The sequence below is a fragment of the Streptomyces sp. NPDC041135 genome (assembly GCF_055592085.1).
In genome coordinates, this window is sequence record NZ_JBVIYZ010000015.1 from 41106 (window position 1) to 66859 (window position 25754).

General features: G+C 73.1%; 24 protein-coding genes and 1 pseudogene. 17 read left to right on the forward strand and 8 right to left on the reverse strand.

Translation table 11 applies throughout. The annotated features are described in order from the left end of the window. Nucleotides 1-7 precede the first annotated feature (7 nt). The 9 genes from ACZ6CZ_RS27735 to ACZ6CZ_RS27775 all read left to right on the forward strand — a co-directional run bounded on the left by ACZ6CZ_RS27735 (nucleotide 8) and on the right by ACZ6CZ_RS27775 (nucleotide 10429). On the forward strand, nucleotides 8-880 hold the full coding sequence (locus tag ACZ6CZ_RS27735) for a carbohydrate ABC transporter permease (protein WP_469026625.1): 873 nt from the start codon (nucleotides 8-10) through the stop codon (nucleotides 878-880). Further along, entirely contained in the window at nucleotides 877-2064 is a 1188-nt protein-coding gene (locus ACZ6CZ_RS27740) for a Gfo/Idh/MocA family protein (RefSeq protein ID WP_469026392.1), read from the forward strand. Before ACZ6CZ_RS27735 ends, ACZ6CZ_RS27740 begins: the two co-directional genes overlap by 4 nt. After that, nucleotides 2064-2945: a DUF6807 domain-containing protein gene (locus ACZ6CZ_RS27745; protein WP_469026394.1), complete on the forward strand. Its 882-nt coding sequence runs from the start codon at nucleotides 2064-2066 to the stop codon at nucleotides 2943-2945. The genes ACZ6CZ_RS27740 and ACZ6CZ_RS27745 overlap by 1 nt, the downstream gene beginning before the upstream one ends. After that, nucleotides 2942-4492 (forward strand): glycoside hydrolase family 43 protein, encoded by a 1551-nt coding sequence (locus ACZ6CZ_RS27750; protein WP_469026398.1) that lies wholly within the window; start codon nucleotides 2942-2944, stop codon nucleotides 4490-4492. Before ACZ6CZ_RS27745 ends, ACZ6CZ_RS27750 begins: the two co-directional genes overlap by 4 nt. Nucleotides 4493-4619: 127 nt before the next feature. Next, complete coding sequence (locus tag ACZ6CZ_RS27755) at nucleotides 4620-5954, forward strand: ABC transporter substrate-binding protein (protein WP_469026400.1); 1335 nt, start codon at nucleotides 4620-4622, stop codon at nucleotides 5952-5954. A 117-nt stretch (nucleotides 5955-6071) separates the two neighbouring features. After that, nucleotides 6072-6926 carry a rhamnogalacturonan acetylesterase gene (locus ACZ6CZ_RS27760; protein WP_469026402.1) on the forward strand — a complete coding sequence of 285 codons (855 nt, stop codon included), beginning with the start codon at nucleotides 6072-6074 and terminating at the stop codon, nucleotides 6924-6926. Between the two features lie 16 nt (nucleotides 6927-6942). After that, on the forward strand, nucleotides 6943-8262 hold the full coding sequence (locus ACZ6CZ_RS27765) for a pectate lyase family protein (protein ID WP_469026404.1): 1320 nt from the start codon (nucleotides 6943-6945) through the stop codon (nucleotides 8260-8262). Between the two features lie 120 nt (nucleotides 8263-8382). Further along, complete coding sequence (locus tag ACZ6CZ_RS27770; protein WP_469026406.1) at nucleotides 8383-9516, forward strand: pectinesterase family protein; 1134 nt, start codon at nucleotides 8383-8385, stop codon at nucleotides 9514-9516. Nucleotides 9517-9631: 115 nt separating this feature from the next. Beyond that, the gene (locus ACZ6CZ_RS27775; protein ID WP_469026409.1) at nucleotides 9632-10429 is read left to right on the forward strand and encodes an HAD family acid phosphatase; all 798 of its coding nucleotides are present in this window, start codon (nucleotides 9632-9634) and stop codon (nucleotides 10427-10429) included. 104 nt (nucleotides 10430-10533) lie between these two features. On the opposite strand, the pseudogene ACZ6CZ_RS27780 reads toward ACZ6CZ_RS27775, so the two are convergent. The 3 genes and pseudogenes from ACZ6CZ_RS27780 to ACZ6CZ_RS27790 form a co-directional block, all read right to left on the reverse strand. Further along, nucleotides 10534-10992 (reverse strand): annotated as a pseudogene (locus ACZ6CZ_RS27780) (pectate lyase); the annotation flags it as partial. Continuing rightward, the gene (locus ACZ6CZ_RS27785; RefSeq protein ID WP_469026411.1) at nucleotides 10993-11862 is read right to left on the reverse strand and encodes a hypothetical protein; all 870 of its coding nucleotides are present in this window, start codon (nucleotides 11860-11862) and stop codon (nucleotides 10993-10995) included. Beyond that, nucleotides 11859-12422, reverse strand: a complete 564-nt coding sequence (locus tag ACZ6CZ_RS27790) for a SigE family RNA polymerase sigma factor (protein ID WP_469026413.1) — start codon at nucleotides 12420-12422, stop codon at nucleotides 11859-11861. Before ACZ6CZ_RS27790 ends, ACZ6CZ_RS27785 begins: the two co-directional genes overlap by 4 nt. Nucleotides 12423-12651: 229 nt before the next feature. On the opposite strand from ACZ6CZ_RS27790, the gene ACZ6CZ_RS27795 reads away from it, so the two are divergent. After that, a complete protein-coding gene (locus tag ACZ6CZ_RS27795) occupies nucleotides 12652-14103 on the forward strand; it encodes an NCS2 family permease (protein WP_469026415.1) in 1452 nt (483 codons plus the stop codon). Between the two features lie 40 nt (nucleotides 14104-14143). Here ACZ6CZ_RS27795 and ACZ6CZ_RS27800 read toward each other — a convergent pair whose 3' ends face one another. Beyond that, a complete protein-coding gene (locus ACZ6CZ_RS27800) occupies nucleotides 14144-14917 on the reverse strand; it encodes an IclR family transcriptional regulator (RefSeq protein WP_469026417.1) in 774 nt (257 codons plus the stop codon). A gap of 129 nt (nucleotides 14918-15046) precedes the next feature. On the opposite strand from ACZ6CZ_RS27800, the gene ACZ6CZ_RS27805 reads away from it, so the two are divergent. From ACZ6CZ_RS27805 to ACZ6CZ_RS27820, 4 genes are all read left to right on the forward strand, one after another. After that, the gene (locus ACZ6CZ_RS27805) at nucleotides 15047-16576 is read left to right on the forward strand and encodes an aldehyde dehydrogenase (NADP(+)) (protein WP_469026419.1); all 1530 of its coding nucleotides are present in this window, start codon (nucleotides 15047-15049) and stop codon (nucleotides 16574-16576) included. Nucleotides 16577-16707: 131 nt separating this feature from the next. Beyond that, nucleotides 16708-17310: a DUF1349 domain-containing protein gene (locus ACZ6CZ_RS27810; protein ID WP_469026422.1), complete on the forward strand. Its 603-nt coding sequence runs from the start codon at nucleotides 16708-16710 to the stop codon at nucleotides 17308-17310. A gap of 131 nt (nucleotides 17311-17441) precedes the next feature. After that, nucleotides 17442-18158, forward strand: coding sequence for a DsbA family oxidoreductase (locus ACZ6CZ_RS27815; RefSeq protein ID WP_469026424.1), 717 nt, complete (start codon nucleotides 17442-17444; stop codon nucleotides 18156-18158). A 95-nt stretch (nucleotides 18159-18253) separates the two neighbouring features. Further along, complete coding sequence (locus ACZ6CZ_RS27820) at nucleotides 18254-19315, forward strand: aminotransferase class V-fold PLP-dependent enzyme (protein WP_469026427.1); 1062 nt, start codon at nucleotides 18254-18256, stop codon at nucleotides 19313-19315. Between the two features lie 41 nt (nucleotides 19316-19356). Here ACZ6CZ_RS27820 and ACZ6CZ_RS27825 read toward each other — a convergent pair whose 3' ends face one another. The 4 genes from ACZ6CZ_RS27825 to ACZ6CZ_RS27840 form a co-directional block, all read right to left on the reverse strand. Next, nucleotides 19357-19761, reverse strand: coding sequence for an ectoine synthase (locus ACZ6CZ_RS27825; protein ID WP_469026429.1), 405 nt, complete (start codon nucleotides 19759-19761; stop codon nucleotides 19357-19359). A 45-nt stretch (nucleotides 19762-19806) separates the two neighbouring features. After that, a complete protein-coding gene (gene ectB / locus ACZ6CZ_RS27830; protein ID WP_469026431.1) occupies nucleotides 19807-21078 on the reverse strand; it encodes a diaminobutyrate--2-oxoglutarate transaminase in 1272 nt (423 codons plus the stop codon). 13 nt (nucleotides 21079-21091) lie between these two features. Beyond that, entirely contained in the window at nucleotides 21092-21622 is a 531-nt protein-coding gene (gene ectA / locus ACZ6CZ_RS27835; RefSeq protein WP_469026434.1) for a diaminobutyrate acetyltransferase, read from the reverse strand. 330 nt (nucleotides 21623-21952) lie between these two features. Beyond that, on the reverse strand, nucleotides 21953-23065 hold the full coding sequence (locus ACZ6CZ_RS27840; protein ID WP_469026627.1) for a pyridoxal-phosphate-dependent aminotransferase family protein: 1113 nt from the start codon (nucleotides 23063-23065) through the stop codon (nucleotides 21953-21955). A gap of 197 nt (nucleotides 23066-23262) precedes the next feature. Between ACZ6CZ_RS27840 and ACZ6CZ_RS27845 the strand changes: the two genes are divergently transcribed. Genes ACZ6CZ_RS27845 through ACZ6CZ_RS27855 form a run of 3 tightly spaced genes read left to right on the forward strand, consistent with a single transcriptional unit; the run spans nucleotide 23263 to nucleotide 25753 of the window. Next, a complete protein-coding gene (locus tag ACZ6CZ_RS27845) occupies nucleotides 23263-24114 on the forward strand; it encodes a transporter substrate-binding domain-containing protein (RefSeq protein WP_469026436.1) in 852 nt (283 codons plus the stop codon). A gap of 5 nt (nucleotides 24115-24119) precedes the next feature. Next, nucleotides 24120-24953: an amino acid ABC transporter permease gene (locus tag ACZ6CZ_RS27850; RefSeq protein WP_469026439.1), complete on the forward strand. Its 834-nt coding sequence runs from the start codon at nucleotides 24120-24122 to the stop codon at nucleotides 24951-24953. Further along, complete coding sequence (locus tag ACZ6CZ_RS27855) at nucleotides 24950-25753, forward strand: amino acid ABC transporter ATP-binding protein (RefSeq protein ID WP_469026442.1); 804 nt, start codon at nucleotides 24950-24952, stop codon at nucleotides 25751-25753. The genes ACZ6CZ_RS27850 and ACZ6CZ_RS27855 overlap by 4 nt, the downstream gene beginning before the upstream one ends. Nucleotide 25754 lies beyond the last annotated feature (1 nt).

The following is a 25754-nucleotide window of genomic DNA, read 5'->3' on the forward strand; positions in this document are numbered from 1 at the left end:
CACCGAGATGGCGCCCGCACCCGAGCGCGTCGCCGCCGAACCCGCCGGCCCGCGTGCCGGGCGCCGCGCCTGGGACGAGGTCCCCCGCTGGCAGATCTACCTCCCCCTGGGCATCTACCTGCTGTTCACCCTGATCCCCTTCTACTGGATCCTGCTGTTCGCCGTGCGCCCGGCCGGCTCCACCTCGCTGCTGCCGTGGCCGGTCACCGGCGAGCACTTCGAGAAGGTGTGGACCGAGCGCGGCTTCGGCACCTACTTCACCAACAGCGTCTACGTCGGCCTCGCCACCCTGGTGCTGACCACCGTCGTCGCGCTGGCCGGCGGCTACGCGCTCGCCCGCTTCACCTTCCGCGTCAAACGCGCGTTCATGCTGGCCCTGCTGTGCTCGCAGTTCGTGCCGGGCGCGCTGCTGCTGGTGCCGTTGTTCCAGATCTTCGCCAGGCTCCAGCTGATCAACTCGCTCGGCAGCGTCGTCGTCGCCGAGACCGTCTTCCAGCTGCCGCTGTCGATGATCCTGATCAGCGGCTTCATCCGGAACGTGCCGTACTCCCTGGAGGAGGCCGCCTGGGTGGACGGCTGCGGCCGGCTCACCGCCTTCCGGATCGTGGTGCTGCCGCTGCTGCGACCGGGGCTGATCGCCGTCGGCTCGTTCGCCTTCGTGCACGCCTGGAACCACTTCCTGTTCGCGCTGATGTTCCTCTCCGACCCGGGCAAGCAGACCATCCCGGTCGGCCTCAACACGCTGATGAGTTCGGACAGCGTCGACCTCGGCGCGCTCGCCGCGGGCGGCATCGTCGCCGCCGTCCCGGTGGTCGTCGTCTTCGCGTTCATCCAGAAGTGGCTGATCACGGGCTTCAGCGCCGGGGCGGTGAAGGGATGAGCGGCCCGGCCGCACCCGAGGGCGGCGCGGCGGTGACGGAGGACGGCGGGGCCGTGCCGGTCGTCCTGGCCGGGGCGCGCGGCCACGGCCGCTGGCACCTCGGCAACCTCCGCCGCCTGCGGGAGCGGGGCGTGGTCCGGCTGGCCGGCGTCTGCGAGCTGACCCCGCTGACCGGCCGGGAACTGGACGGCCTCGGCGCACCGGCCCAGTCGGCCGACCTCGGCGCCCTGCTGGACGCCACCGGCGCCCGGATCTGCGTGATCTGCACCCCGATCCCCACCCACGCCGACCTGGCCCTCACCGCCGCCGGGCGGGGGGCGCACCTGCTGCTGGAGAAGCCGCCCGCACCCTCCTACGCGGAGTTCCGCCGCATCGCCGACGGGGTCGCCGCCGCCCGGGTGGCCTGCCAGATCGGCTTCCAGTCGCTGGGTTCGCACGCCCTGCCCGCGATCCGGCGGCTGATCGGCGAGGGCGCGATCGGGGAGGTCACCGGGGTCGGCGGCGCCGGTGCGTGGGCCCGCGACGAGGCCTACTACCGGCGGGCGCCCTGGGCGGGCAGACGGCGCCTGGACGGCGTCGACGTGGTCGACGGCGTCCTCACCAACCCGCTCGCGCACATCGCCGCCACCGCGCTCGCGCTGCTCGGCACCACCGGCGCCGACGACGTCACCGGCATCGAGACGGAGCTGCTGCGCGCCAACGACATCGAGGCCGACGACACCTCCTGCGTCCGGCTGAGCACCGCCCGCGGTCCGGTCACCGTCGCCGCGACGCTGTGCGCGCGCACACCGGGGGAGCCGTACGTCGTGGTGCACGGCACCCGCGGCCGGATCACCTTCTGGTACAAGCAGGACCGCGTGCTGCTCCAGCGGGCGGGCCACGGCCCGCAGGAGAGCGAGTACGGCCGCACCGACCTGCTGGAGAACCTCGTCGCCCACCTCACCACCGGCGCGGACCTGCTGGTCCCCCCGGAGCGCACCGGCGCCTTCATGCGGCTCGTCGAAGCGGTCCGGCTGGCCGCCGACCCCGCGCCGCTGCCCGCCGGCGCCTGGCGGCCGCTGCGGGCCGAGCACCGCCGGGTCGTGACCGGGATCGACGAGCTGGTCGCGGCCGCCGCGGACACCCTCGCCCTCTACTCCGAGCTGGGCGCCCCCTGGGCGCAACCGAAAGAGGTGAGCACCTGATGACGACCACCGACGACACTTTGGTCCTGCGCGTCGCGGGCCGCCCGGTCGGCCGCTACGTCACCCGTCCCGCCCTGCCCGCCCGGCTCTCCCCGCGCCCCTACCTGCACCCCGTCACCACCCTCGCCGGTACCGCGGTCACCGAGGCCGGCCCCGCCGACCACACCCACCACCTCGGCGTCGGTGTCGCCGTTCCCGACGTCGAGGGGCACAACTTCTGGGGCGGCCGCACCTTCGTCGCCGGCCGGGGCCCGACCGAGCTGGACAACCACGGCACCCAGCGGCACACCGCCTTCCAGCTGCGCGACCCCGACGGCTTCGTGGCGGAGCTGCGCTGGACGGCGTCCGCCGGTGCCCTGCTGCGCGAGCGCCGCACCGTCGCCGCGACCCGGCTCACCGACACCGCCTGGGCGCTGGACCTCACCTTCTCCCTCACCAACATCACGTCCGGGCCGCTGTCCCTCGGCAGCCCCGCCACCAACGGACGCCCCGGCGCCGCCTACGGGGGCTTCTTCTGGCGGGCCCGCAAGGAGGCGTCCGCGCCGGACGTCTTCACCGCCGACCGCCGCGGCGAGAGCGAGGTGCATGGCACCCGCGCCGACTGGCTGGCCCTGACCGGCCACGGCCCCTCCCGCCCGGACGGCGGCGGCGGGGCGGGCTGGACGCTGGTCTTCGCCGGGGCCACCGAGGACACCCGCCGCGACCCGTGGTTCGTGCGCACGGCCGAGTACCCGGGCGTCGGGTCGTCGCTGGCGCACGACCGGCGGCTGCCGATCGGGCCCGGCGAGACCGTCGTACGCCGGATCGTCACCGTGGTCGCCGACGGCCGGGCCGGCCGCGCCGAGGCCGCCGCGCTGATCGCCAGGGCGGTGGGCCGGTGACCACCGCGACCTACCGCAACCCGGTCCTCGGCGCCGACTGGTCCGACCCGGACGTCGTCCGCGTCGGCGACGACTACTACCTCACCGCCTCCAGCTTCGGCCGCGCCCCCGGCCTGCCGCTGCTCCACTCCCGCGACCTCGTCGGCTGGACCCTCGTCGGCCACGCCCTCCAACGCCTGGAGCCGGCGGAGGAGTTCGCCGTGCCACGGCCCGGCGGCGGGGTCTGGGCGCCGTCGATCCGGTACCACGACGACCGCTTCTGGATCTTCTGGGGCGACCCCGACCACGGCATCCAGCAGGTCAACGCACCCTCGATCCGCGGCCCCTGGACCTGCCCGCACCTGGTCGAGGCGGGCCGGGGCCTGATCGACCCGTGCCCGCTGTGGGACGAGGAGACCGGCGAGGCCTACCTGGTGCACGCCTGGGCCAGGTCCCGCTCCGGGATCGGCAACCGGCTCACCGGCCACCGCATGCACCCCGACGGCACCTCGCTGCTGGACGAGGGCACGGTGATCGTCGACGCCGACCGCATCCCCGGCTGGTTCACGCTGGAGGGACCCAAGCTGTACCGGCACGACGGCTGGTTCTGGATCCTCGCGCCCGCCGGGGGAGTGGCGAACGGCTGGCAGGGCGCGTTCCGTTCGCGCGGCTTCTTCGGCCCGTACACGGAGCGGATCGTGCTGGAGCAGAAGGACACCGCCGTCAACGGGCCCCACCAGGGCGGCTGGGTGCGCACCCCGGCCGGCGAGGACTGGTTCCTGCACTTCCAGCAGCGCGGCGCGTACGGCCGGGTGGTCCACCTCCAGCCGATGCGCTGGGACCCCGGGGACGGCTGGCCGGTGCTCGGCGACGACGGCGCCCCCGTCACCGTCCACCGCCGGCCCGCCCTCCCGGCCCAGCCGCCCGCCGCGCCCGCCACCGACGACGACTTCCCCGGCGGACGGTTCGGCCGCCAGTGGCAGTGGACGGCCAACCCGCGCGACGGCTGGGCCACCCAGCACTCCGCCGACGGCCTCCGGCTGACCTGTGTGCGCGGCGCCGGCGCCGCCGACCTGCGCGGGCTGTCCCACGTCCTGACCCAGCGGCTGCCCGGCGTGCCGTGCACGGCCGAGGTCGAGCTGCGGCTGGCCGGCACCGAACCGGGTGCGCGGGCCGGGCTGGCCGTCCTCGGCGACGCCTACGCCTGGATCGGCCTGGAACGCGGGGCCGACGGGACGGTCCGCCTCGTGCACCGGTTCGCCGAGCCGGTCCGCGCGGCGGCGCCCGGCGCCCCCGGCGCACCGGAGGACCGGCCACGGGAGCGGGACGCCGGGCCGTCCCGCCCGGCGCCGGACGGGCGGGCCCGGCTGCGCATCGAGATCGGCGCGGGCGCCAGGTGCCGGTTCTCCGGTGACACCGGGGACGGCCCGCGCCCCTCCGGACCCGTCTTCACCGCCACGCCCTGGGGCTGGACCGGCGCCCTTCTCGGGCTGTTCGCCGCAGCGCCCGGGGGAGCGGGGCACGCCGGAACGGCCGTCTTCAACCGGTTCCGCGTCACACCCGCCTGACACGCCTCCCGGCGGCGCACCCGCGGCGCCCCGGGCCTCCCCCCACGCCTCGCCCCGCCGCACCTCCGCTCCATCCAGCAGACCGGCACCACCACCGACCGGAAGACCGGAAGAAGAGAGCCGACCCATGAGAAGCAGCATCCGCAGAAGCAGGCGCGCCGCCATCGCCGTCGCCCTGGGCTCCGTGCTCGCGCTGACCGCCACCGCCTGCGGTGACGACGGCAGCGGCGGCGCGGGGGACAAGGGCACCGAGGGCTCCGGGAAGGGCACGATCACCTTCTGGGACAACAACGGCGGCGTCCGCACCGACGTGTGGAAGCAGATCATCGCCGACTTCGAGAAGAAGTACCCGGACATCCACGTCAAGTACGTCGGGGTGCCCGCCGCGAGCGTCCAGTCCAAGTACGACACCGCCATCCAGGGCGGCGGCCTGCCGGACGTCGGCGGCGTCGGCACCGCGATGCTCGCCGAGATCGCCGCGCAGGGCGCCCTGGAGCCGCTGGACGACCGGCTGGCCGGGAGCGCGCTGGACGGCAAGCTCAACGTCACGTTCCTGGACAGCGTCAAGGCCGCCGGCGGTGACGGCAGGACGTACACCGTGCCGACGTCCGCCAACAACGGCACCCTGTGGTACCGGACCGACCTGTTCCGCTCGGCGGGCCTGGAGGCCCCGGCCACCTGGACGAAGTTCTACCGGGCCGCCGACAAGCTCACCGCCGCCGGCAAGAACCGGTTCGGGTACACCATCCGCGGCGGCGAGGGCTCCATCGCGCAGGCGCTGGACGCGATCTACGGGCAGAGCGGGATCACCGACTTCTGGAACGGCGACAAGACCACCGTCGACGACCCGAAGAACGTCGCCGCGCTGGAGAAGTACGCCGGCCTCTACAAGAAGGACACCCCGTCCGCCGACGTCAACAACGACTTCACCAAGATGGTCGCCCAGTGGGACTCCGGCACCATCGGCATGCTCAGCCACAACCTGGGGTCCTTCGCTGACCACGAGAAGGCGCTGAAGGGCAAGTTCCGCGGCATCCCCAACCCCACGCTGGACGACGGCACGCGCGTGCAGGTCTCCAACCCGGTCGACGGGCTGGCCCTGTTCAAGTCCGGCGAGAACAAGGCCGCGGCGTGGAAGTTCATCGAGTTCGCCGCCTCCCACGAGTCCAACAGCAGGTGGAACGAGTCGGCGGGGCAGGTGCCGGCCAACCTCCAGGCGGCGCAGGACGCGTGGGTGCAGTCGTCGGAGCCGACGAAGCTCGCCGCCGAGGCGCTGAACGGGGACGCCACGAAGGTCGTGCAGCTGCCGTACTACCTGCCCGACTGGAACACCATCTCCAAGGCCGACAACGAGCCCAACTTCCAGAAGGTGCTGCTCGGCAGGATGAGCGCGAAGGACTTCCTGCACACGCTGGCCGACCAGCTGAACGAGGCGCAGGCCGACTGGAGGAAGAACCACTGAACCCGGTGCCGGGGCGGGCGCGGCCGCGGCGGGCCGCGCCCACCCGGCACGGCCGCCCCGCCGGAGCACTCCCCCCGCCCCCGTGCGCTTCCACCCCGTGGCGAAAGGCACCCTCCCGTGTCCCTCACGCGCAGACAGCTCGGCCTGGCGGCGGCCGCCGCCGTCCCCCTCGCCCTCGCGGCCACCGGCACCGCCCGGGCCGCCCCCCACCGCCGCACGCTGTACGTCGCCGGTGACTCCACCGCCGCCCAGAAGTACGCCGACGCCGCCCCCGAGACCGGCTGGGGAATGGCGCTCCCCTTCTTCCTCCGCCAAGGCCTGGACGTCGCGAACCACGCCGTCAACGGGCGCAGTTCGAAGAGCTTCGCCGACGAGGGCCGCCTCGACGCCGTCCTCTGCGTGATCCGCCCCGGCGACCTGCTCCTCGTCCAGTTCGCGCACAACGACGAGAAGACCACCGACCCCGCCCGCGGGACCGACCCCTGGACCACCTACCAGGACTACCTGCGGCTGTACGTCGAGGGTGCCCGCGCGCGCGGTGCCCGGCCCGTGCTGGCCACACCGGTGGAGCGCCGCAGGTTCGACGCGGACGGCGACGCCGTGCCGACCCACGGCGACTATCCGGCGGCGATGCGCGACCTCGCCCGCCGGGAGCAGGTGGCGCTGCTGGACATCGAGGCGCTGTCGCTCGCGCTCTGGCAGCGCCTCGGGACGGAGGCGACGAAGACGTACTTCAACTGGACCGCCACCGAGCAGGACAACACCCACTTCAACCCGCCCGGCGCGATCGCCGTGGCCCGGCTGGTGGCCCGGGAGCTGCTGCGCACGCGGGTGCTCGCGCCGCACGACGTGGTCCGGCTGCACCGGGACGTCCCCGCCTCCCGGATCACCTGGCCCCCCGCCTCCGACGCCCCCGCCGCCACCGGCAGCGCGACCCCCGGCCCCACCGCCACCGCCGTACCGAACTCGTGACGAGGAGACCCGTACAGTGCGTACACCGAAGTGTCATGGACGTGCCATAGCATCGCTCCTGGGCTGCACGGCCCTCGTACTCGCCGTCACCGGCACCGCCACCGCCTCCCCCCGGCACGGGCACCCCGACCCGGCCCGCCAGGTCCTCGCGGCGCACGACGGATGGGCGGCCGAGGGCAGCGGGACGACCGGCGGCTCGGCCGCCGACTCCGCGCACGTCTACACCGTGTCCACCTGGGACGCCTTCAAGGCCGCGCTCACCGACGGCGGCAGCGCGCCCCGGATCATCAGAGTCAAGGGCACCATCGACGCCGACGGGCCGGACTGCGCCTCCTTCGCGGCGCCCGGCTACGACCTCGGCACCTACCTGAAGACCTACGACCCGGCGGTCTGGGGCCGGACCACCACCCTGGACGCCGAGCCCGACGACAGCCCCGAAGGCCTGCGCCGCGCCTCCGCCGCCCGCCAGGACGCCTACATCAAGGCGGCCGTCCCCGCCGACACCACCATCATCGGCATCGGCCGCGACGCCGGCTTCAAGGGTGCCAGCCTCCAGATCAAGGGCGTCGACAACGTCATCGTCCGCAACCTCACCTTCGAGAGCCCCCTGGACTGCTTCCCGCAGTGGGACCCGACGGACACCGCCGACGGCAACTGGAACTCCGAGTACGACAGCGCCGTCGTCTACGGCGCGACGCACGTCTGGATGGACCACGACACCTTCACCGACGGCGAGCACCCGGACAGCACCCTGCCGTCCTACTTCGGGCGGATCTACCAGCAGCACGACGGCGAACTGGACATCGTCAAGGGCGCCGACCACGTCACCGCCTCCTGGAACGTCTTCACCGAGCACGACAAGACGATCCTGATCGGCAACAGCGACAGCGCCGCCACGGCCGCCGTCGACCGCGGCCACCTCAAGGTCACCTTCCACCACAACCTGTTCGCCGGCCTGGTCGAGCGCGCCCCGCGCGTCCGCTTCGGGCAGGTCGACTCCTACAACAACCACTTCGTCGCCGGGGAGGACTACTCCTACAGCTTCGGCATCGGCATGGAGTCACAACTGGTCGCCGAGCACAACGCGTTCACGCTGGCCGACGGCGTCCGGGCCGGTTCGGTGCTGAAGAAGTGGAAGGAGGCCCCGCTGACCGCCGACGACAACTACGTCAACGGCCGTCCCACCGACCTGATCGCCGTGCACAACGCCCAGGTGCCCACCGAGATCCTCCGAAGCGGCGCCGGCTGGACGCCCACGCTGCGCACGAGGGTCGACCCGGCCGGGGCCGTGCCCGCCCTCGTCGACCACCGAGCGGGCGCCGGCCGCCTGCGCTGACGTACCGGCGGCGCAGGCGCAGTACCGCACGTCACCTCCCGTACCGCCCGCGGCGGCCGGGGCCCGTCGGCCCCGGCCCCGCCCCTCCCTCGACCAGCCGTACCGCGAAGGAGCGTCCGCATGCCCTCGCCCCACCCCCGACCGCCCTTGTCCCGACGGGGTTTCCTCGCCGCGAGCGCCGCCGCGGGTGCCACCCTCGGCCTCGCGGCCGTCCCCGCCTCGGCCGCCGGCGGCGCCCGCCCGTTCGGCCGGTACGGCTCGCCCGCCCGCCGCCTCACCGACCGGACGCTGTACGTCGACGCGGGCGGCCGGGGCGACTTCACCACCGTGCAGGCCGCCGTGACCGCCGCGGCCGGCAGCGGCTGGACCCTGGTCATCGCACCGGGCACCTACCGGGAGACGGTCGTCCTCGACGCCGCCCGCACCGACGCCACCTGGATCGGCGCCTCGCGCGACCCCCGGGACGTCGTGATCGTGTACGACAACGCGGCCGGAACCGCCCGCCCCGGCGGCGGCACCTACGGCACCACGGGCTCGGCCACCACCACCGTGCAGGGCGACGGGTTCACCGCCCGCTGGATCACCTTCGCCAACGACTGGCTGCGCGCCGCCGACCCGGACATCACCGGCACCCAGGCGGTGGCCGTCAAGGTGCAGGGCGACCGCAGCGCGTTCACGCACTGCCGCTTCCTCGGCCACCAGGACACCCTGTACGCCGACTCCATGGCGCTCGGCGTCTTCGCCCGCCAGTACTACGCGCACTGCTCCGTCGAGGGCGACGTCGACTTCGTCTTCGGCCGGGCGACGGCCGTCTACGAGCACTGCCACTTCCGCACCCTGGACCGCACCGACCTGCCGGCGCCCCCCTACGGCTTCGTCTTCGCGCCCTCCACCGCGGCCGCCAACCCGCGCGGCTACCTGGTGACCCGGAGCCGGGTGACGAGCGCGGCCCCGGACGCCCACTACAAGCTGGCCCGCCCCTGGGTGCCCGGTTCCGACACCACCGCCCGCCCGATGCTGACCGTGCGCGACACCTGGCTCGGGCCCGGCATCGACGCGGTGGCGCCCTACGCCAACATGTCGGCCGCCCACCCGTGGCAGAGCCAGCGCTTCGCCGAGTACCGCGACACCGGTCCGGGCGCCGCGGTCACCGTCCCGGACAACAGGCCCCAGCTCACGCCCGGGCAGGCCGTGTCCGCCACCCGCGAGGCCTGGCTCGGGGCGTGGGCGCCCTGGGAGCGGCCGGGCCGCTGACGAGGAAACGGAACCGCTCCATCCGGGGTGCTTGACCCGTTTTTTGCCCGCGACAGAGGTATCGATCGGGCAACGGGCCTCGCGCCGCCGGGGGTGACGCGCGTAGAAACCTGTCATGCATAAGCCATTGCGTATCGCGGCGATCGCCGCAGCGTGTGCCGTCACCGGCGCCGCTCTCTACGGCGCGGGTGCGGCCACGGCCGGACAGTCCACGGCCAACTCCACCCACGAGCCCTACAACATCGGGCTCCTGGTGAAGGACATCGACACCTACTACGGCACCACGGCGGACGCCGACGGCGTCTACCAGGCGTCCCCGGACAGCCCCTACGCCAAGGACCTGGCGCGCATCGACGCCGCCGCGCGGACGTACATCGACCAGGCGGCCCGCAAGGCCCACCACCGGCACGAGAAGCCCGCGGTCGTCTTCGACATCGACGACACGCTGCTGCTCAGCCTCGACTACGAGAAGCGCTACAACTACACGTACAACGGCACCACCTGGGCCGACTACGTGAACCGGGCCGACCGCCCGGCCGTCTTCGGCAGCCCCGAGCTGGTCCGGTACGCCGAGTCCAAGGGCGTCGAGGTCTTCTACAACTCCGGTCTGAGCGAGGCCCAGCGGTCCGCGGCCGTGGAGAACCTGAAGAAGGTCGGCGCCGACGTGAACCTGGACGCCGGCCACATGTTCCTCAAGGACAAGGCGAACCCGCCCGCCTACCTCGGCGACTGCGCCACCGCGGGCACCTGGAACTGCACCACCGTGCAGTACAAGGCCGGCACGCGTGCGCACATCGAGGACGACCTCGGGTACGAGATCGTCGCCAACTTCGGCGACCAGTACTCCGACCTCGACGGCGGCCACGCCGACCGCACCTACAAGCTGCCGAACCCGACGTACTTCGTCAGCTGAAATCCCCGCTGATCCCGCAGCACGCGGCCGCCGCGCCCCCGCCCGGAGCATCCGGGCGGGGGCGCCGGCGTCCAGGGGCGGGCCTCGCGGGGACGGTCAGCGGGTCACTGGTAGCTGACGTCGGAGGCGGTGAACCGGCACGTCGTGCCGTCGGGGCCGGTGCCCAGCTCGGCGGGCTCCTTGCCGCTGCTGTTGCCCTGGAAGCGGACGCAGGTCCTGATCTTCTTCTTGGTGTCGCCGTGGACGCGCACGTCGCGCAGGGTGGCGGTGTCCCCGAAGTTGGCGTTGACGCCGACGATCGCCTTGCCCGGCGCGGTGACGTCCACGTCGTCGACGACGACGGTCCGCCGGTACTGCTTCGTGCAGTTGCCGCAGGAGCGCACCAGCTTGCCGAAGTTCTCCACCTGGAACCTGGTGACCACGAGCTTGCCCGCGCCGTTGAACTGGAGCACCTTGTCGTCGGCGTTCTTCGCGCCGCCGCCGTACACGGTGTAGACGGCCGAGGCGGAGGTGCCCTTGAAGGTGGCGGCGTCCTCGCCGACGTCGAGCCACCACACATCTTTCTACGACCCGCCGTCCGCAATGCCCGTGTGCACGGCGAAGTCGCCCCGGACCGCGTACCGGTGGCCGCCCGAGGCGGCGGTGACGGTGTAGCTGTCGTCCTTCGCGTCCCGGCCGCCGCGCTCGTGGTCGTACTGCCCGGCGAAGACCCACTGGCCGGCCGCCACCGTACGGCCCTCCTTGAGCACCCAGGTGTAGACGAGGAAACCGTCCTGCTCCCGCACCGTCTGGCTGAAGTCCCGTTCGGGCAGCGACCGCCAGGCGCCCGTCGAGGTCACCCCGCCGGTCTGCGCGACGCGCACCCGGACGGTGAGCGCGGTCAGCCGCGCGGACGTCTTCAGGGTCAGGTCGCTCTGCGCCCAGAAGTCGTTGCTGTGCGGGTCCACCGAGCCGTCCGACCAGAGCGGGCCGTCCTGTTCGGCCGGCGCGGCCGGCGGCCGCGCGGAGGCGGAGGCACGCGGCGGCCGCGACGGGTCCGGGCTCGCGGGGGCGGAGCGGGTGGCGGGGGGACCGCCGGCCGCCGGGTCGGCGGAGGGCGCCGGCGGCCGGGCCGTGGCGTCCGGGGACGGCGGCGCCGGGGTCGGCGAGAGCGCGACGGTCCGCCGGGCCGGGGGCGCGTCGCGCACCGCGGACGCCACCGCGTACCCGCCGGCCGCGAGGACCCCGGCCACCGCGGCGGTGGCGCCCGCCACCCGCAGCCAGCCGAACGCCGGTGATCGCTCCGGCTGATGACCGGCCCCTCGGCCCGGGCTTCCGGCTCCGGCCATGCCCCGCTCCAGGCGGGCCAGGATGCGCGCCCGGTCGGGTTCGTGGGCCGCGGCCGCCTCCCGCAGCCGGGCGCGCAGCTCGTCGTGCCCGTCCTGCCGCCTCATCGGTCCCTTCCTCCGCTCGCGCCGCGGGCCATCGCCGCCCGCACCCGCCGCGGGACCTCCTCGGTGCCGAGCAGCCGCTGCAGTTCGGCCAGGCCCTTGGACGTCTGGCTCTTCACCGTACCCACCGACACCCCCAGGGCCAGCGCGGTGTCCTTCTCCGACAGGTCGAAGGCGTGCCGCAGCACCACACAGGCCCGCTTGCGGAACGGCAGCCTGCGCAGCGCCTCCTGCACGTCCACCACGCCCGCGACGTCCGGGCCCTCGGTCCCGTCCTCGCGGTGCGGCCAGAACAGCGCGATCCGGCGGCGCTCCCGCACCGCGCTGCGGATGCGGGTGCGGGCGAGGTTGGCGACGACGCCCCGGGCGTACGCCACGGGACGGTCGGCCGCCCGGACGCGGTCCCAGCGGTGCCACAGCGCCAGCAGGGCGTCCGCGGCGAGGTCGTCGGCGGCGTCCGCCTCACCGGTCAGCAGGTGGGCCAGGCGGGCCAGTTCGGCGTAGTGCCGTTCGAAGAAGGCATGGAACTCCACGGAGGCGGCGTCGTCGACGACTGTGCCCACGGGGAACCCTCTCTGTGTGTGTCATGTAAATGACATGTGATCGTCCGGCGTGGCCCGGCGAGACCCGGAAGCGTAGCAGTGGAGGCTGCCCGGCCGTGCGGGGAGCCGAACGCCGTATGAGGCGCCGAACCCGGTTTCCGTAACACGGGGAAAACCTGAACGGGGTCCGGCGCAGGAACAATCCAGCCAGCATCCGCACACCGATCAGCAGGCGACGAGGAGAACCACCATGGCCGAGACACTGAAGGCGGACGACCGGCCGGGCACCGCCCCACCGGCCGGGAACGGCGTCGACCGGTTCTTCCGGATCTCCGCACGGGGCTCGACGTTCGGCCGGGAGATACGCGGCGGTTTCGCGACGTTCTTCACCATGGCCTACATCCTCGTGCTGAACCCGATCATCCTGGGCAGCGCCAAGGACAAGTTCGGTCACACCCTGGACACCGGCCAACTGGTCACCGCCACCGCCCTGGTGGCCTGTGTGATGACGGTCGTCATGGGGGTCGGCGGCAACCTCCCGCTCGCCGTCGCCGCCGGGCTCGGCCTGAACGCCGTCGTCGCCTTCCAGCTGGCGCCGCTGATGAGCTGGGCCGACGCGATGGGCCTGGTCGTCCTCGAAGGCATCCTGATCTGCGTCCTGGTGGTCACCGGACTGCGCGAGGCGATCATGAACGCCATCCCGCAGCAGCTGAAGCAGGCCATCGGCGTCGGCATCGGCCTGTTCGTCGCCTTCATCGGCTTCGTCGACTCCGGCTTCGTCAGCCGCGTCCCGGACGTGGCGGGAACCACCGTGCCGGTGCAGCTCGGCGCCACCGGCCGGCTGACCGGCTGGCCCGTGCTGGTGTTCTGCCTCGGCGTGCTGCTCACCGTCGCGCTGCTGGTGCGCAAGGTGAAGGGCGCCATCCTCATCAGCATCGTCGTCATGACGGCCCTCGCCGTCGTCATCGACGCCGTCGCCGACGTCAAGAGCTGGGGCCTGACCACCCCCAGGGTGCCCGACGACATCGCCGCCGCCCCGGACTTCGGGCTCGTCGGCCACTTCAGCCTGTTCGGCGGCTTCGCCGAGGCCGGGGTGCTGACCGCCGTGCTGCTGGTCTTCACCCTCGTGCTGTCGGACTTCTTCGACGCCATGGGCACCATCGTGGGCATCAGCTCCGAGGCCGGACTGCTGGACGAGCGGGGGCGGGTGCCGGGCATCGGCCGGGTGCTGTTCATCGACGGCGCCGCGGCGGTCGCCGGCGGCGCGGGCTCCGCCTCCTCCAACACCGCCTTCGTGGAGTCGGCGGCCGGCGTCGGCGAGGGTGCCCGCACCGGCTTCGCCAACCTGGTCACCGGCGGCCTGTTCGGCCTCGCGCTGTTCCTCACCCCGCTGCTGACCATCGTGCCGCTCCAGGCGGCGGCGCCCGCGCTGATCGCGGTCGGCTTCCTGATGATGACGCACGTCAAGCACATCGACTGGGATGACCACGAGATCGCCGTCCCGGCCTTCCTCACCATCGCCGTGATGCCGTTCACGTACTCCATCACCGACGGCATCGGCGCCGGCTTCCTCGCCTACGTCACCGTCAAGACGGTCGTGGGCCGGGCGAGGGAGGTCAACTGGCTGCTGTGGGCGGTGTCCGCGCTGTTCCTGGTCTACTTCGCGATCGGCCCGGTGGAGCAGGTCCTGGGCGTGCGGTAGGGCGCCGCGGGCCGCCCGGCGCTGTCACGCGGCGCCGGGCTCACAGCCTCCGCGTGGCGAGGGTCAGCCGGTCCCGGGCGTCGAAGAGGGCGTCCTTGATCATCTGCTCGTGCGCGGGGGTCAGCCGGGCCACCGGCACCGAGCAGCTGATCGCGTCGCGGGCGGGCGTCCGGTAGGGGATCGCCACCCCGAAGCAGCGCAGCCCCAGGGTGTTCTCCTCGCGGTCGACGGCGAAGCCCTGCTCGCGGATCTGGTGCAGCTCCTCGATGAGCCGCTCCCGGTCGGTGAGGGTGTGCTCGGTGAGGGCGGGCAGCGTCTCCGGCAGCAGCTTGCGCACCTGCTCGTCGGTGTGGGTGGCCAGCAGCGCCTTGCCCAGGGACGTCGAGTGGGCGGGCAGCCGGCGGCCGACGCGGGTGAAGGGGCGCAGGTAGTGCTGGGACTGCCGGGTGGCCAGGTACACCACGTTGGTGCCGTCCAGACGCGCCATGTGGATGGTCTCGGTGGTGTCGTCGGAGAGCCGGTCCAGCGTCGGCCGGGCCGCGGCCACGACCTCGTCGCCGTCGATGTAGGAGGTGCCCACCAGCAGGGCCCGCACCCCGATCCCGTACCGCGTGCCCGTGGCGTCCGTCTCCACCCAGCCCAGCTCCACCAGGGTGCGCAGCAGCATGTAGAGGCTCGACTTGGGATACCCGACGGCCTCCTGCACCGCCGCGAGGGAGTGCATCCCGGGGCGCCCGGCGAAGTACTCCAGCAGTTCCACGGTGCGCACCGCGGACTTGACCTGCGCCCCGCCGCCTGTCTCGGCTGCCGACATCGCCCTTGACCCCTTCGTTGGACGCCAAATAGTCTCCGGTGTATTCATCATCAGAGACAGCGTTCAGTATATCGAACGACTGCGAGGCATGACCCCCGTACTGCGGCATGACATGTGGAGGGACCCGCGGTGGCAGCAGCACCAGTCTGGAGTGTCGACCCGCGCACCGGGAAGCAGCGTGAGCAGGTCGCGGTGGAGGCCACGGCCCAGGAGGTGGACGAGGCCGTCCGGGCCGCCCACGCCGCGCGCGGCTCCCTGGCCGACCGCGGCGTCCGCGCCGCCTTCCTGCGGGCCGCCGCCGACGGGCTCGACGCGGCCAAGGACGGCCTGGTGGAGACCGCGGACGCCGAGAGCGCCCTCGGCCCGGTCCGGCTGACCGGCGAACTGGCCCGCACCTGCTACCAGCTGCGCGCCTTCGCGGACATCGTCGAGGAGGGCGCCTACCTCGACGTCGTCATCGACCACCCCGACGACACCGCCACCCCGCCCGTCCCCGACCTGCGCCGCTACAAGATCCCGCTCGGCGTGGTCGCCGTCTACTCCGCCTCCAACTTCCCCTTCGCCTTCTCCGTGGCCGGCGGCGACACCGCCAGCGCACTGGCGGCGGGCTGCCCGGTGGTCGTCAAGAGCCACCCCGACCACCCGGCCCTGTCCGAGCTGGTCGCCAAGGTGCTGCGCCGGGCCGCCGCCGCGCACGGCATCCCGGCGGGCGTCGTCGGCCTGGTGCACGGCTTCGAGGCGGGCGTCGAGCTGATCAAGCACCCGCTGGTGGCCGCCGCCGGCTTCACCGGCTCGGTGCGCGGGGGCCGCGCCTTGTTCGACGCGGCGGCCGCGCGGCCGGTGCCGATCCCGTTCCACGGCGAGCTGGGCTCCCTCAACCCCGTGGTGGTGACCGAGGCCGCGGCCGCCGAGCGCGGCGCGGACATCGGCGCCGGGCTCGCCGGGTCCATGACCATGGGCGTCGGCCAGTTCTGCGTCAAGCCGGGCCTGGTCCTGGTGCCGTCCGGCGCGGCCGGCGACGGCGTGGTCGAGTCCCTCACGGACGCGGTCAGCGACACCGACGCCGGTGTGCTCCTCGACCACCGGATGCGGGAGAACTTCCTCACCGGGACCGCCGAGCGGGCGAAGCTGGCCGGCGTGGAGTCGCCGGTGACACCGGGCGCCGGCGGCGAGCACACGGTCAGCGCCGGGTTCCTCACGGTCGACGCCCGGCGGCTGACCGCCGGGGGCGAGTACGACCTGCTGCTGGAGGAGTGCTTCGGGCCGGTCACCGTCGTGGTCCGCTACGACGACGAGGCGCAGGTCTCCGCCGTGCTGTCCCGGCTGCCGGGCAACCTCACCGCGACCGTCCACGTCTCGGGCGAGGAGGCGGCCGGCGCGGGCCGGGCCGGGCAGATCCTCGCGGAGCTGACGCCGCTCGCCGGACGGGTGCTGGTGAACGGGTGGCCGACCGGGGTCGCGGTGGCACCCGCGCAGCACCACGGCGGCCCCTACCCGGCCACCACGTCCACGTCGACGTCCGTCGGCGGCACCGCCATCGAGCGGTGGCTGCGCCCGGTCGCCTACCAGAACGCGCCGGAGGCCCTGCTGCCCCCGGAGCTGCGGGACGACAACCCGCTGGGCCTGCCCCGGCGGTTCGACGGAGTGCTGGAGCGGTAACCCGGGACGGGCGCGGCCGCGCGCGGCCGCCGGCTCCCGTCCGGCCGGCCGCGCGCCGGTGCCCCGCCCACCCGCGGCCGGCCCCCGGCTTCCCACCCACGACCTCCGACCCCGACCCCCGGACGACGCCCGTGCGCATTCCCGAACTGCCCTTCCCGCTGCGCCCCCACGGTCCCGACGGCGCCTGGTCCTACGCGGACGGGTTGCTGACCGGGCGGGCCGGTGCCCGCCAGGACCGTTTCGTGCCGCCCACGGGGGAGGCGCTGGAGTCCGCCTCCGACGCCCCCCGGCTGCTGGGGGCGCCCGAGGGCGACTTCCAGCTGATCGCACGGGTCACCGTGGACTTCGCCGGTGCCTTCGACGCGGGGGCGCTCTACGTCCACGTCGGCGACCGTGCCTGGGCCAAGCTGTGCCTGGAGTACTCCCCGGACGTCCCCACCATCTGCACGGTGGTCACCCGGGACCACTCCGACGACGCCAACTCCTTCACCGTGGACGGCGACGCGGCCTGGCTGCGGATCAGCCGCACCGGCCGGGCCTTCGCCTGCCACGCCTCCCGCGACGGCGAGCACTGGACCTTCGTCCGGCTGTTCACGCTGGGCGGCGAGCGGGAGACCGGCGCCGCCCTGGTCGGCTTCCTGGCCCAGTCGCCGGTGGGGGAGGGCTGCGCGGTGACCTACGACCGCATCGAGTTCCGGTCCGCCCCGCCGGCCGATCTGCGGGACGGCAGCTGAGCGGGCGGCCGTCACCGGTACCCGCGCCACGCGGTGCCCCCGGGGAATGACCGGCGCCGTCCGGCCGTTCACACCCTGCGGCGGAGACAGCCTCCGTACCCACCCCGAACGACCCGGAGGAAACCGTCGTCATGCGCGTCGAGATCTGGAGCGACATCGCCTGCCCCTGGTGCTACGTGGGCAAGGCCCGCTTCGACAAGGCGCTGGCCGCCTTCCCGCACCGCGAGCAGGTCGAGGTGGTGCACCGCTCCTTCGAACTGGACCCCGGCCGCGCCAAGGGCGACACCCAGCCGGTGATCAGCATGCTCACCGCGAAGTACGGCATGAGCGAGGCGCAGGCGCAGGCCGGCGAGGAGGAGCTGGGCGCCCGGGCGGCCGCCGAGGGCCTCGACTACCGCACCCGCGGCCGCGACCACGGCAACACCTTCGACCTGCACCGCCTGCTGCACCTCGGCAAGGAACACGGCCGGCAGGACGAGCTGATCCAGATCCTGTACCGGGCCAACTTCGCCGAGGAGCGCTCCCTGTTCACCGAGGGCGACGAGCGGCTGGTGGAGCTGGCGGTGGAGGCGGGCCTCGACGCGGACGCCGCCCGCCGGGTGCTGGCCGACCCGGGCGCCTACGCCGAGGAGGTCCGCGCCGACGAGCGGGAGGCCGCCCGGCTCGGCGCCCGCGGCGTGCCCTTCTTCGTCCTCGACCGCGCCTACGGCGTCTCCGGGGCCCAGCCCGCCGAGGTCTTCGCCCAGGTGCTGCGGCAGGCCTGGGACGCGCGCTCGCCGCTGACCGCCGTCGGCCAGGGTGACGCCGGCGCCTGCGGTCCGGACGGATGCGCGGTGCCGCAGGCCTAGAAGCGCAGGCGGGAACCCTCGTATAAGGAAGTCTTGGGGGGTAGGCGCGAAAGCGGGTGATGGACTTTCAGCGCGGCGGGCTCCAGAGTGGAGTCATGGAGACAACGGGAACGTTCGAGAGCCTCGTCCGCGCCGAGTTCGCCCCCGCGCACACCTTCCTCAACACCGCGAGCAACGGTCTGCTGCCCGCCCGGACCGTCGCCGCCCTGCACGAGGCCGCCGTCCTGCGGGCCGAGGGCCGGCCGCTGACCCCGCTGCACGAGAACGTGGAGAGCTGCCGGGCCGCCTACGCGCGGCTCGCCGGTGTCCCCGTCACCCGGGTCGCGGCGGGCGCCTCGGTCGCCGCGCACACCGGTGTGATCGCCGCGTCCCTGCCGCCGGGCGCCGAGGTCCTGACGGCCGAGGACGACTTCACCTCCGTGCTCAACGCCTTCCACGTCCGCGGCGACCTCAAGGTCCGCACCGTCCCGCTGGAGCGGATCGCCGAGTCCGTCCGGCCCGGCACCGCGCTCGTCGCGGTCAGCGCCGTACAGTCCGCCGACGGGCGGATCGCCGACCTGGCCGCCCTGCGCGAGGCCGCCCGCACCCACCGGGCGCGCACCTACGTGGACTTCTCCCAGGCCGCGGGCTGGCTGCCGGTGAACGCCGGCGCATACGACTTCACGGCGACCGTCTCCTTCAAGTGGCTGCTCGGACCGCACGGCGCGGCCTTCCTCACCGTCCCGGAGGACCTCGGCGGCCTGAGCCCGCTGCTCTCCGGCTGGGTCGGGGCCGAGGAACCCTGGAACAGCTGCTACGGGCCGGTCGCCGAACCGGCCCGCTCCGCCCGGCGCTTCGACCTCACCCCGGCCCTGTTCACCTACGCCGGGCTGCGTCCCGCCCTCGCCCTGATCGAGGAGCTGGGCGTCGAGGCCGTCCACGCCCACGACCTGGCGCTCGCCGACCGGTTCCGGGCCGGGCTCGCGGCGCTCGGCCACGAGCCCGTGCCCGCCCCCGGCTCGGCGATCGTCTCGGTGCCCGGGCTCGGCGCCCGCCAGCCCGCACTCGGCCGCGCCGGCATCGAGGTCTCCGACCGCGCGGGCCACCTGCGCGCCGCCTTCCACCTGTACAACACACCCGCGGACGTGGACCGTCTGCTGGACGCGCTGTCGGACTGAAGGGCCGACCCGGCGCGCCGGGCGCCGTCACGGTGGCGTCGTCACGTCTCCTCGTCCTCGGTGAGCAGCGGGTAGACGCCGTTGTCGTCGTGGTCCTCCCGCCCGGTCACCGGCGGGTTGAACACGCAGATGCAGCGGAAGTCCTCCCGCACGCGCAGCGTGTGCCGTTCGTGCCCGTCGAGGAGGTACATGGTGCCAGGCGTGATCGAGTGCGTCGTACCGGCCTCGTGGTCGGTGAGGTCGGCCGCGCCTTCGACGCAGACCACGGCCTCGACGTGGTTGGCGTACCACATCGACGTCTCGGTCCCGGCGTACAGGACCGTCTCGTGGAGGGAGAAGCCGACCCGCTCCCCGGCGAGGACGATCCGCTTGCTCTCCCAGGTGCCGGACGCCGCCTTCACGTGCCGGTCGGTGCCTTCGATCTCCTTGAACGATCGGACGATCACGGTGGTGCGATCCCTCCCGGGTCGTGGTGGTTCGGACGGTGACGGTCAGACGGTCTCCCGGACGGCGCGGGCGAGGACGCTCAGGCCCTCGTCCAGCTCGTCCGGGGTGATGGTCAGGGCGGGCAGCAGCTTGACGACCTCGCTCTGCGGGCCGGACGTCTCGATCAGCAGCCCGAGTTCGAAGGCCCGCCGGGCGACCCGCTCGGCGCGCGCCTTCTCGTGGAACTCCAGACCCCACACCAGGCCCCGGCCCCGGTACTCCTTCACGTCGGCGAGGTTCTCCTCGGTGACGGAGATCAGCGCCCGCTCGACCTGCTCGCCACGGGCCCGGGTCTGCTTCTCCATGGCCGAGCCGTCGGTCCAGTACGTCTCCAGGGCGGCGGTGGCGGTGACGAACGCCGGGTTGTTGCCGCGGAAGGTGCCGTTGTGCTCGCCCGGCTCCCACACGTCGAGTCCGGGCTTGAACAGGCACAGCGACATCGGCAGCCCGTAGCCGCTGATGGACTTGGAGACGGTGACGATGTCGGGCGTGATCCCGGCCTCCTCGAACGAGAAGAAGGCGCCCGTACGGCCGCAGCCCATCTGGATGTCGTCGACGATCAGCAGCATGTCCTGGCGCTCGCACAGACCGGCCAGCGCGCGCAGCCACTGCGGGCGCGCCACGTTGATGCCGCCCTCGCCCTGGACCGTCTCCACGATCACGGCGGCGGGCTTGTTCAGCCCGGAGCCCTGGTCCTCCAGCAGGCGCTCGAACCACAGGAAGTCGGGCACCTGGCCGTCGAGGTAGTTGTCGAACGGCATCGGCGTGCCGTGCACCAGGGGCACACCGGCACCGGCCCGCTTGAAGGCGTTGCCGGTCACGGCGAGCGAGCCCAGGGACATGCCGTGGAAGGCCTTGGTGAAGGACACGATCGCCTCGCGGCCCTTGACCTTCCGGGCCAGCTTCAGCGCCGACTCGACGGCGTTGGTGCCGGTGGGGCCCGGGAACATGACCTTGTACGGCAGGTCGCGCGGACGCAGCACCAGGTCCTGGAAGGTCCGCAGGAAGGTCCGCTTGGCCGTGGTGGACATGTCCAGGCCGTGGGTGACCCCGTCGCGCTCCAGGTAGTCGAGCAGCGCCCGTTTCAGCACCGGGTTGTTGTGCCCGTAGTTGAGCGAGCCGGCCCCGGCGAAGAAGTCCAGGTAGTCGCGGCCGTCCTCGTCGTACATCCGGCTGCCCCGGGCCCGGTCGAAGACCGTGGGCCAGGCGCGGCAGTAGCTGCGCACCTCGGACTCGACGGTCTCGAAGACGCTGAGATCGGGCTGGGTGATGGTCACGGTGGTGCGCTCCTCAGTACGACGGGTGGGTCGGCGACGGCTTGGTCAGCGGGCCGATGCGGTACAGCACTTCCGGCGCGTGCGGACCGTCCGGGAACAGGTCGGCGGCGAACAGCGCCTCGCGGGCGACGGTGGCCCCGTGCCGGGCGGCGTACGACGTGAACAGCCGCTCGGAGGCGGTGTTGTCCGGCGTGATCGTGGTCTCGACGGCGGTGATGCCGCGCTCGGCGGCCAGCCGCGCGGTCAGGCCGTCCAGCAGCGCGGCGGCGATGCCGCGGCCGCGGTGCGCGGAGTCCACCGCGACCTGCCAGACGAGCAGGGTGCCGGGGTCCTCCGGCCGCACGTACCCGGTGACGAAACCGATCGGCCGGCCGTCGGCGCCGCGGGCCACGGCGGACGTGTCGGCGAAGTCCCGGCACCACAGCAGATAGCTGTACGAGGAGTTCAGGTCGAGGGTCTTCGAATCCCTGGCGATGCGCCAGAGGGCGGCTCCGTCGGTCACCGCCGGTCGGTCGATGAGCAGGTCTGCTTGTGCGGCAGTCATACGGCTTGAATTTAGCGAGGCAAATGCGAAAACGCACGATCGGATGGCGTGGGGCCCTGGAACGCTTCGGCGAAATGCCGGAAAAGTACCGCCAAATATCGGGGCAAATCGCTTCCGCTGTGCAGTCCGTCACAGGTCGAGAACCCGCCGAAAGCTCCCCGAAGAACCTTCTGTTTAGCTTCGCAAAAAGCGGGCAGCAGAATGACGGAAACTCTCGGCGGGTGCGTATGAGGGAAATAGCAGGAATGATTGGGCGGACATGGTGAAGCTCAATTGAATGCGCATTCCGGTGCGGGCGCCGGTGTCCGGCGCCCGACCGCCGCCCGGCTCTCAGCCGCCCGCGCCCGCACCGGCCTCGTCGGCCGCCCGGTGGGCCGCGGCCACGTCCACCGGCAGCCCCCGCTCGGCCAGCGCCGCGCCGAGCGCCGCCAGGCTCGCCCGCACCGCGGCCGGCGTGGCGTCGGCGCCGTAGTGGTTGACCCGGACCATCTCCTTCGCCAGGGCCCCGCCGCCCGCGGCCAGCGGCAGCGCCGGGTCGCTCTCCAGCGCGCGGGCCACCAGCTCCGACGCCACCACCCCGGACGGCACCCGCAGCGTCGTCGCGACCGGCGCCGCGTCCTTCGCGTCGGTCACGTACGGCTCCAGGCCCCCGCCCAGGGCCAGGGCCCCGGCCCGGGTGGCGTGCGCGGCACGGCGGTGCCGGGCCATCACCGCGTCCAGGCCCGCCGCCTCGATCCGCTCCAGACACGCCTCCAGCGCCAGCATCTCCAGCTGGGCCGGGGCGTGCGGCAGCGCCCGGCGGCCGCCGTCGATCCAGCGCTCCTTCCAGTCCAGCAGGGAGAGGTAGGAGCGGCGCGGGGCGTGCGGGTTGGCCGCCATCCGGGCCCAGGCCCGCTCGCTCACCGACACCGCCGACACCCCGGCCGGCCCGCCCATCGCCTTCTGCGCCCCGATCACGCACAGGTCCACGCCCCAGGCGTCCGGCAGCACCGGCTCGGCGCCCACGGAGGCGACGGCGTCCAGGTAGAACAGCGCGCCCTGCTCCCGTACCGCCTCGCCGATCCCGGCCACCGGGTTGGTGTTGCCGGTCGCGGCCTCCGCGTGCACCAGGGAGACGAAGTCGATCTCCGGGTGCTCGGCGAAGGCCTCCCGGATCTGCGCCGCCGTCACGGCCGTGTGGTAGGGCACCGCCAGGTCGTGGACGGTCGCGCCGCAGTCCCGCAGCCAGCCGCCGAAGGTCTGCCCGTACGGCCCCGTGATCACGTTCAGCGCGGTCGTCCCCGGCCCGGCCGCCGCCCGGATCGCGCCCTCCAGCGGCAGCAGCGCCTCGCCCTGGGTGACCAGGACGTCGTGCCGGGTGTCCAGCAGCCGGGCCACCCGGTCCTCGACGGCGGCGAAGCGCTCGGCGGTCAGCGGGGGCAGATCGAGGAAGGGGTGGGTCACAGCGCTGCTCTCTTCGCTCACGAGGGGTCCGCCAGGACCCGGGGGAGATCGACGGTGACGAGCGTAACTCCCGCCCCTCGGACCCTCTTCGACCGCCGACTTCTTAGGCCGGACGGGCCCGAAGCCATCGGTTTGTTTTGAGAGACCCAAACATTTCCTTATAATCGGAACCCATAGCTTACCCTAGGAGACCCCCCATGCACACGCTCCTCGGCCGCCGGACCCGCCTCCTGGCCGCCACCACCGTGACCGCCGGGCTCGCCCTCGCCGTGGCCGGCTGCACCTCGTCGGACGACGGGGGGAGCGGCAAGACCACCGTGAAGGGGGTCCACCTCGTCAAGGCCGGGCAGCTGACCACCTGCACCCACCTGCCCTACCCGCCGTTCCAGTCGGAGATCGACGGCAAGGTGCAGGGCTTCGACGTCTCCCTCATCGACCTCGTCGCCAAGGACCTCGGCGTCCGGCAGCAGATCCTCGACACGCCGTTCGAGAACTTCAAGACCGGCGCCTTCCTCAACTCCGGCGCCTGCGACCTCGCCGCCGCCGGTATGACGATCACCGACGAGCGCAAGAAGAACGTCGACTTCTCCGTCCCGTACTTCGAGGCCACCCAGGCCGTCCTCGTCGACAGGAAGAGCGGCATCGGCTCGCTCGCCGACGTCAAGGCCAAGGGCAGGAAGCTCGGCGCGCAGGCGCAGACCACCGGCGAGGACTACGCCCGGAGCAAGGGCTACGACCCGGTCTCCTTCGAATCCTCCGACGCCGTCCTCAACGGCCTGCGCACCGGCCAGGTCCAGGCCGTCATCATCGACTACCCGGTCGTGCAGGGCTGGCTGAAGGACAAGGCCAACGCCGGCGCCTTCCAGGTCGTCGACAACCTCAAGACCGGCGAGCAGTACGGCTTCACGGTGAAGAAGGGCAACACCGCCCTGCGCGAGGCCATCGACAAGGCGATCACCTCGGCGAAGGCCGACGGCACCTACAAGAAGCTGTACGAGCAGTGGATCGGCCCGTACGACGCCTCCGCCGCCTCCCCGGCCGCATCCTGAACCCCATGACCGACACCACCGCAGAACCGAGGCCGAAGAAGAAGGGGATGACCCGGCGGCAGCGGCGCCGGCTGTCCCGGGGCATCCAGTACGCCGTCTTCGTCGCGGCCCTGATCGCCGTCGGCTTCACGGCCGACTGGGGCCGGTTGCGGAACCAGTTCGCGCAAGGCGACATCGCCCGGCAGATGTTCCCGGACGTGATCACCCTCGCGCTGAAGAACACCGTGCTGTACACGGCGTCCGGGTTCGCCGTCGGCCTGGCCCTCGGCCTGCTCATCGCCCTGATGCGGCTGTCCTCCGTCGGCCCCTACCGGTGGCTGGCCGGCCTCTACATCGAGATCTTCCGCGGCCTCCCGGCCCTGCTGATCTTCGTGTTCATCGCCGTGGCCGTCCCCCTGGCCTTCCCCGGCACGGAGATCGTCGGCGGCACCTACGGCAAGGCCGCCCTCGCGCTCGGCCTGGTGGGCGCCGCCTACATGGCCGAGACGTTCCGCGCCGGCATCCAGGCGGTGCCCAAGGGACAGATGGAGGCGGCCCGTTCGCTGGGCTTCTCGCCCGCCCGCGCCATGGTCTCCGTCGTCATCCCGCAGGCGGTGCGGATCATCCTGCCGCCGCTGACCAACGAACTGGTCATCCTGTTCAAGGACTCCTCCCTGGTGCTGCTCCTCGGCGTCACCCTGGAGGAGCGGGACCTGTCCAAGTTCGGCCGCGACCTGGCCAGCACGACCGCCAACTCCACGCCGATCCTCGTCGCCGGACTGTGCTACCTGCTGGTCACCGTCCCGCTCGGCTTCGTCGTGCGCCGCATGGAGGCCAAGGCCCAGGAGGAGATCCGGTGAGCCGCAGCGAGATCAGCGTCCAGGGGCTGCACAAGTCCTTCGGCGACAACCACGTCCTGCGCGGCGTCGACCTGGAGATCGGCCAGGGCGAGGTGGTCTGCGTCATCGGCCCCTCCGGCTCCGGCAAGTCCACCCTGCTGCGCTGCGTGAACCTGCTCGAGGAACCCGGCGCGGGCCGGGTCGTCGTCGGCGGCACCGAACTCACCGACCCGGACGTCGACATCGACGCCGCACGCCGCCGTATCGGCATGGTGTTCCAGCAGTTCAACCTGTTCCCGCACCTGACCGTGACCGAGAACCTCACCCTGCCGCAGCGGCGGGTGCTGCGCCGGGACAAGGCGGCCGCCGCCGAGGTGGCCGCGCAGAACCTGCTCCGGGTGGGCCTCGCCGAGAAGGCGGACGCCTACCCCGCCTCCCTCTCCGGCGGCCAGCAGCAGCGGGTGGCCATCGCGCGCGCCCTGGCCATGGGCCCGGAGGTGATGCTCTTCGACGAGCCGACCTCGGCCCTCGACCCCGAGCTGGTCGGCGACGTCCTGGCGGTCATGCGGATGCTCGCCGACGAGGGCATGACCATGATGGTCGTCACCCACGAGATGTCCTTCGCCCGTGAGGTCGCCGACCGGGTGGTCTTCATGGACGGCGGTGTGATCGTCGAGGACGGCACTCCCGGCCAGGTCATCGGCGCTCCCCGGCACGAACGCACCCGCCACTTCCTGGCCCGCCTGCTCGACCCGGCGATGGCCCGGGTGGAGGAGGACGGGGAGGACGGCCCGGACCGGCCGGCCGGGACCGGCGGGTGAC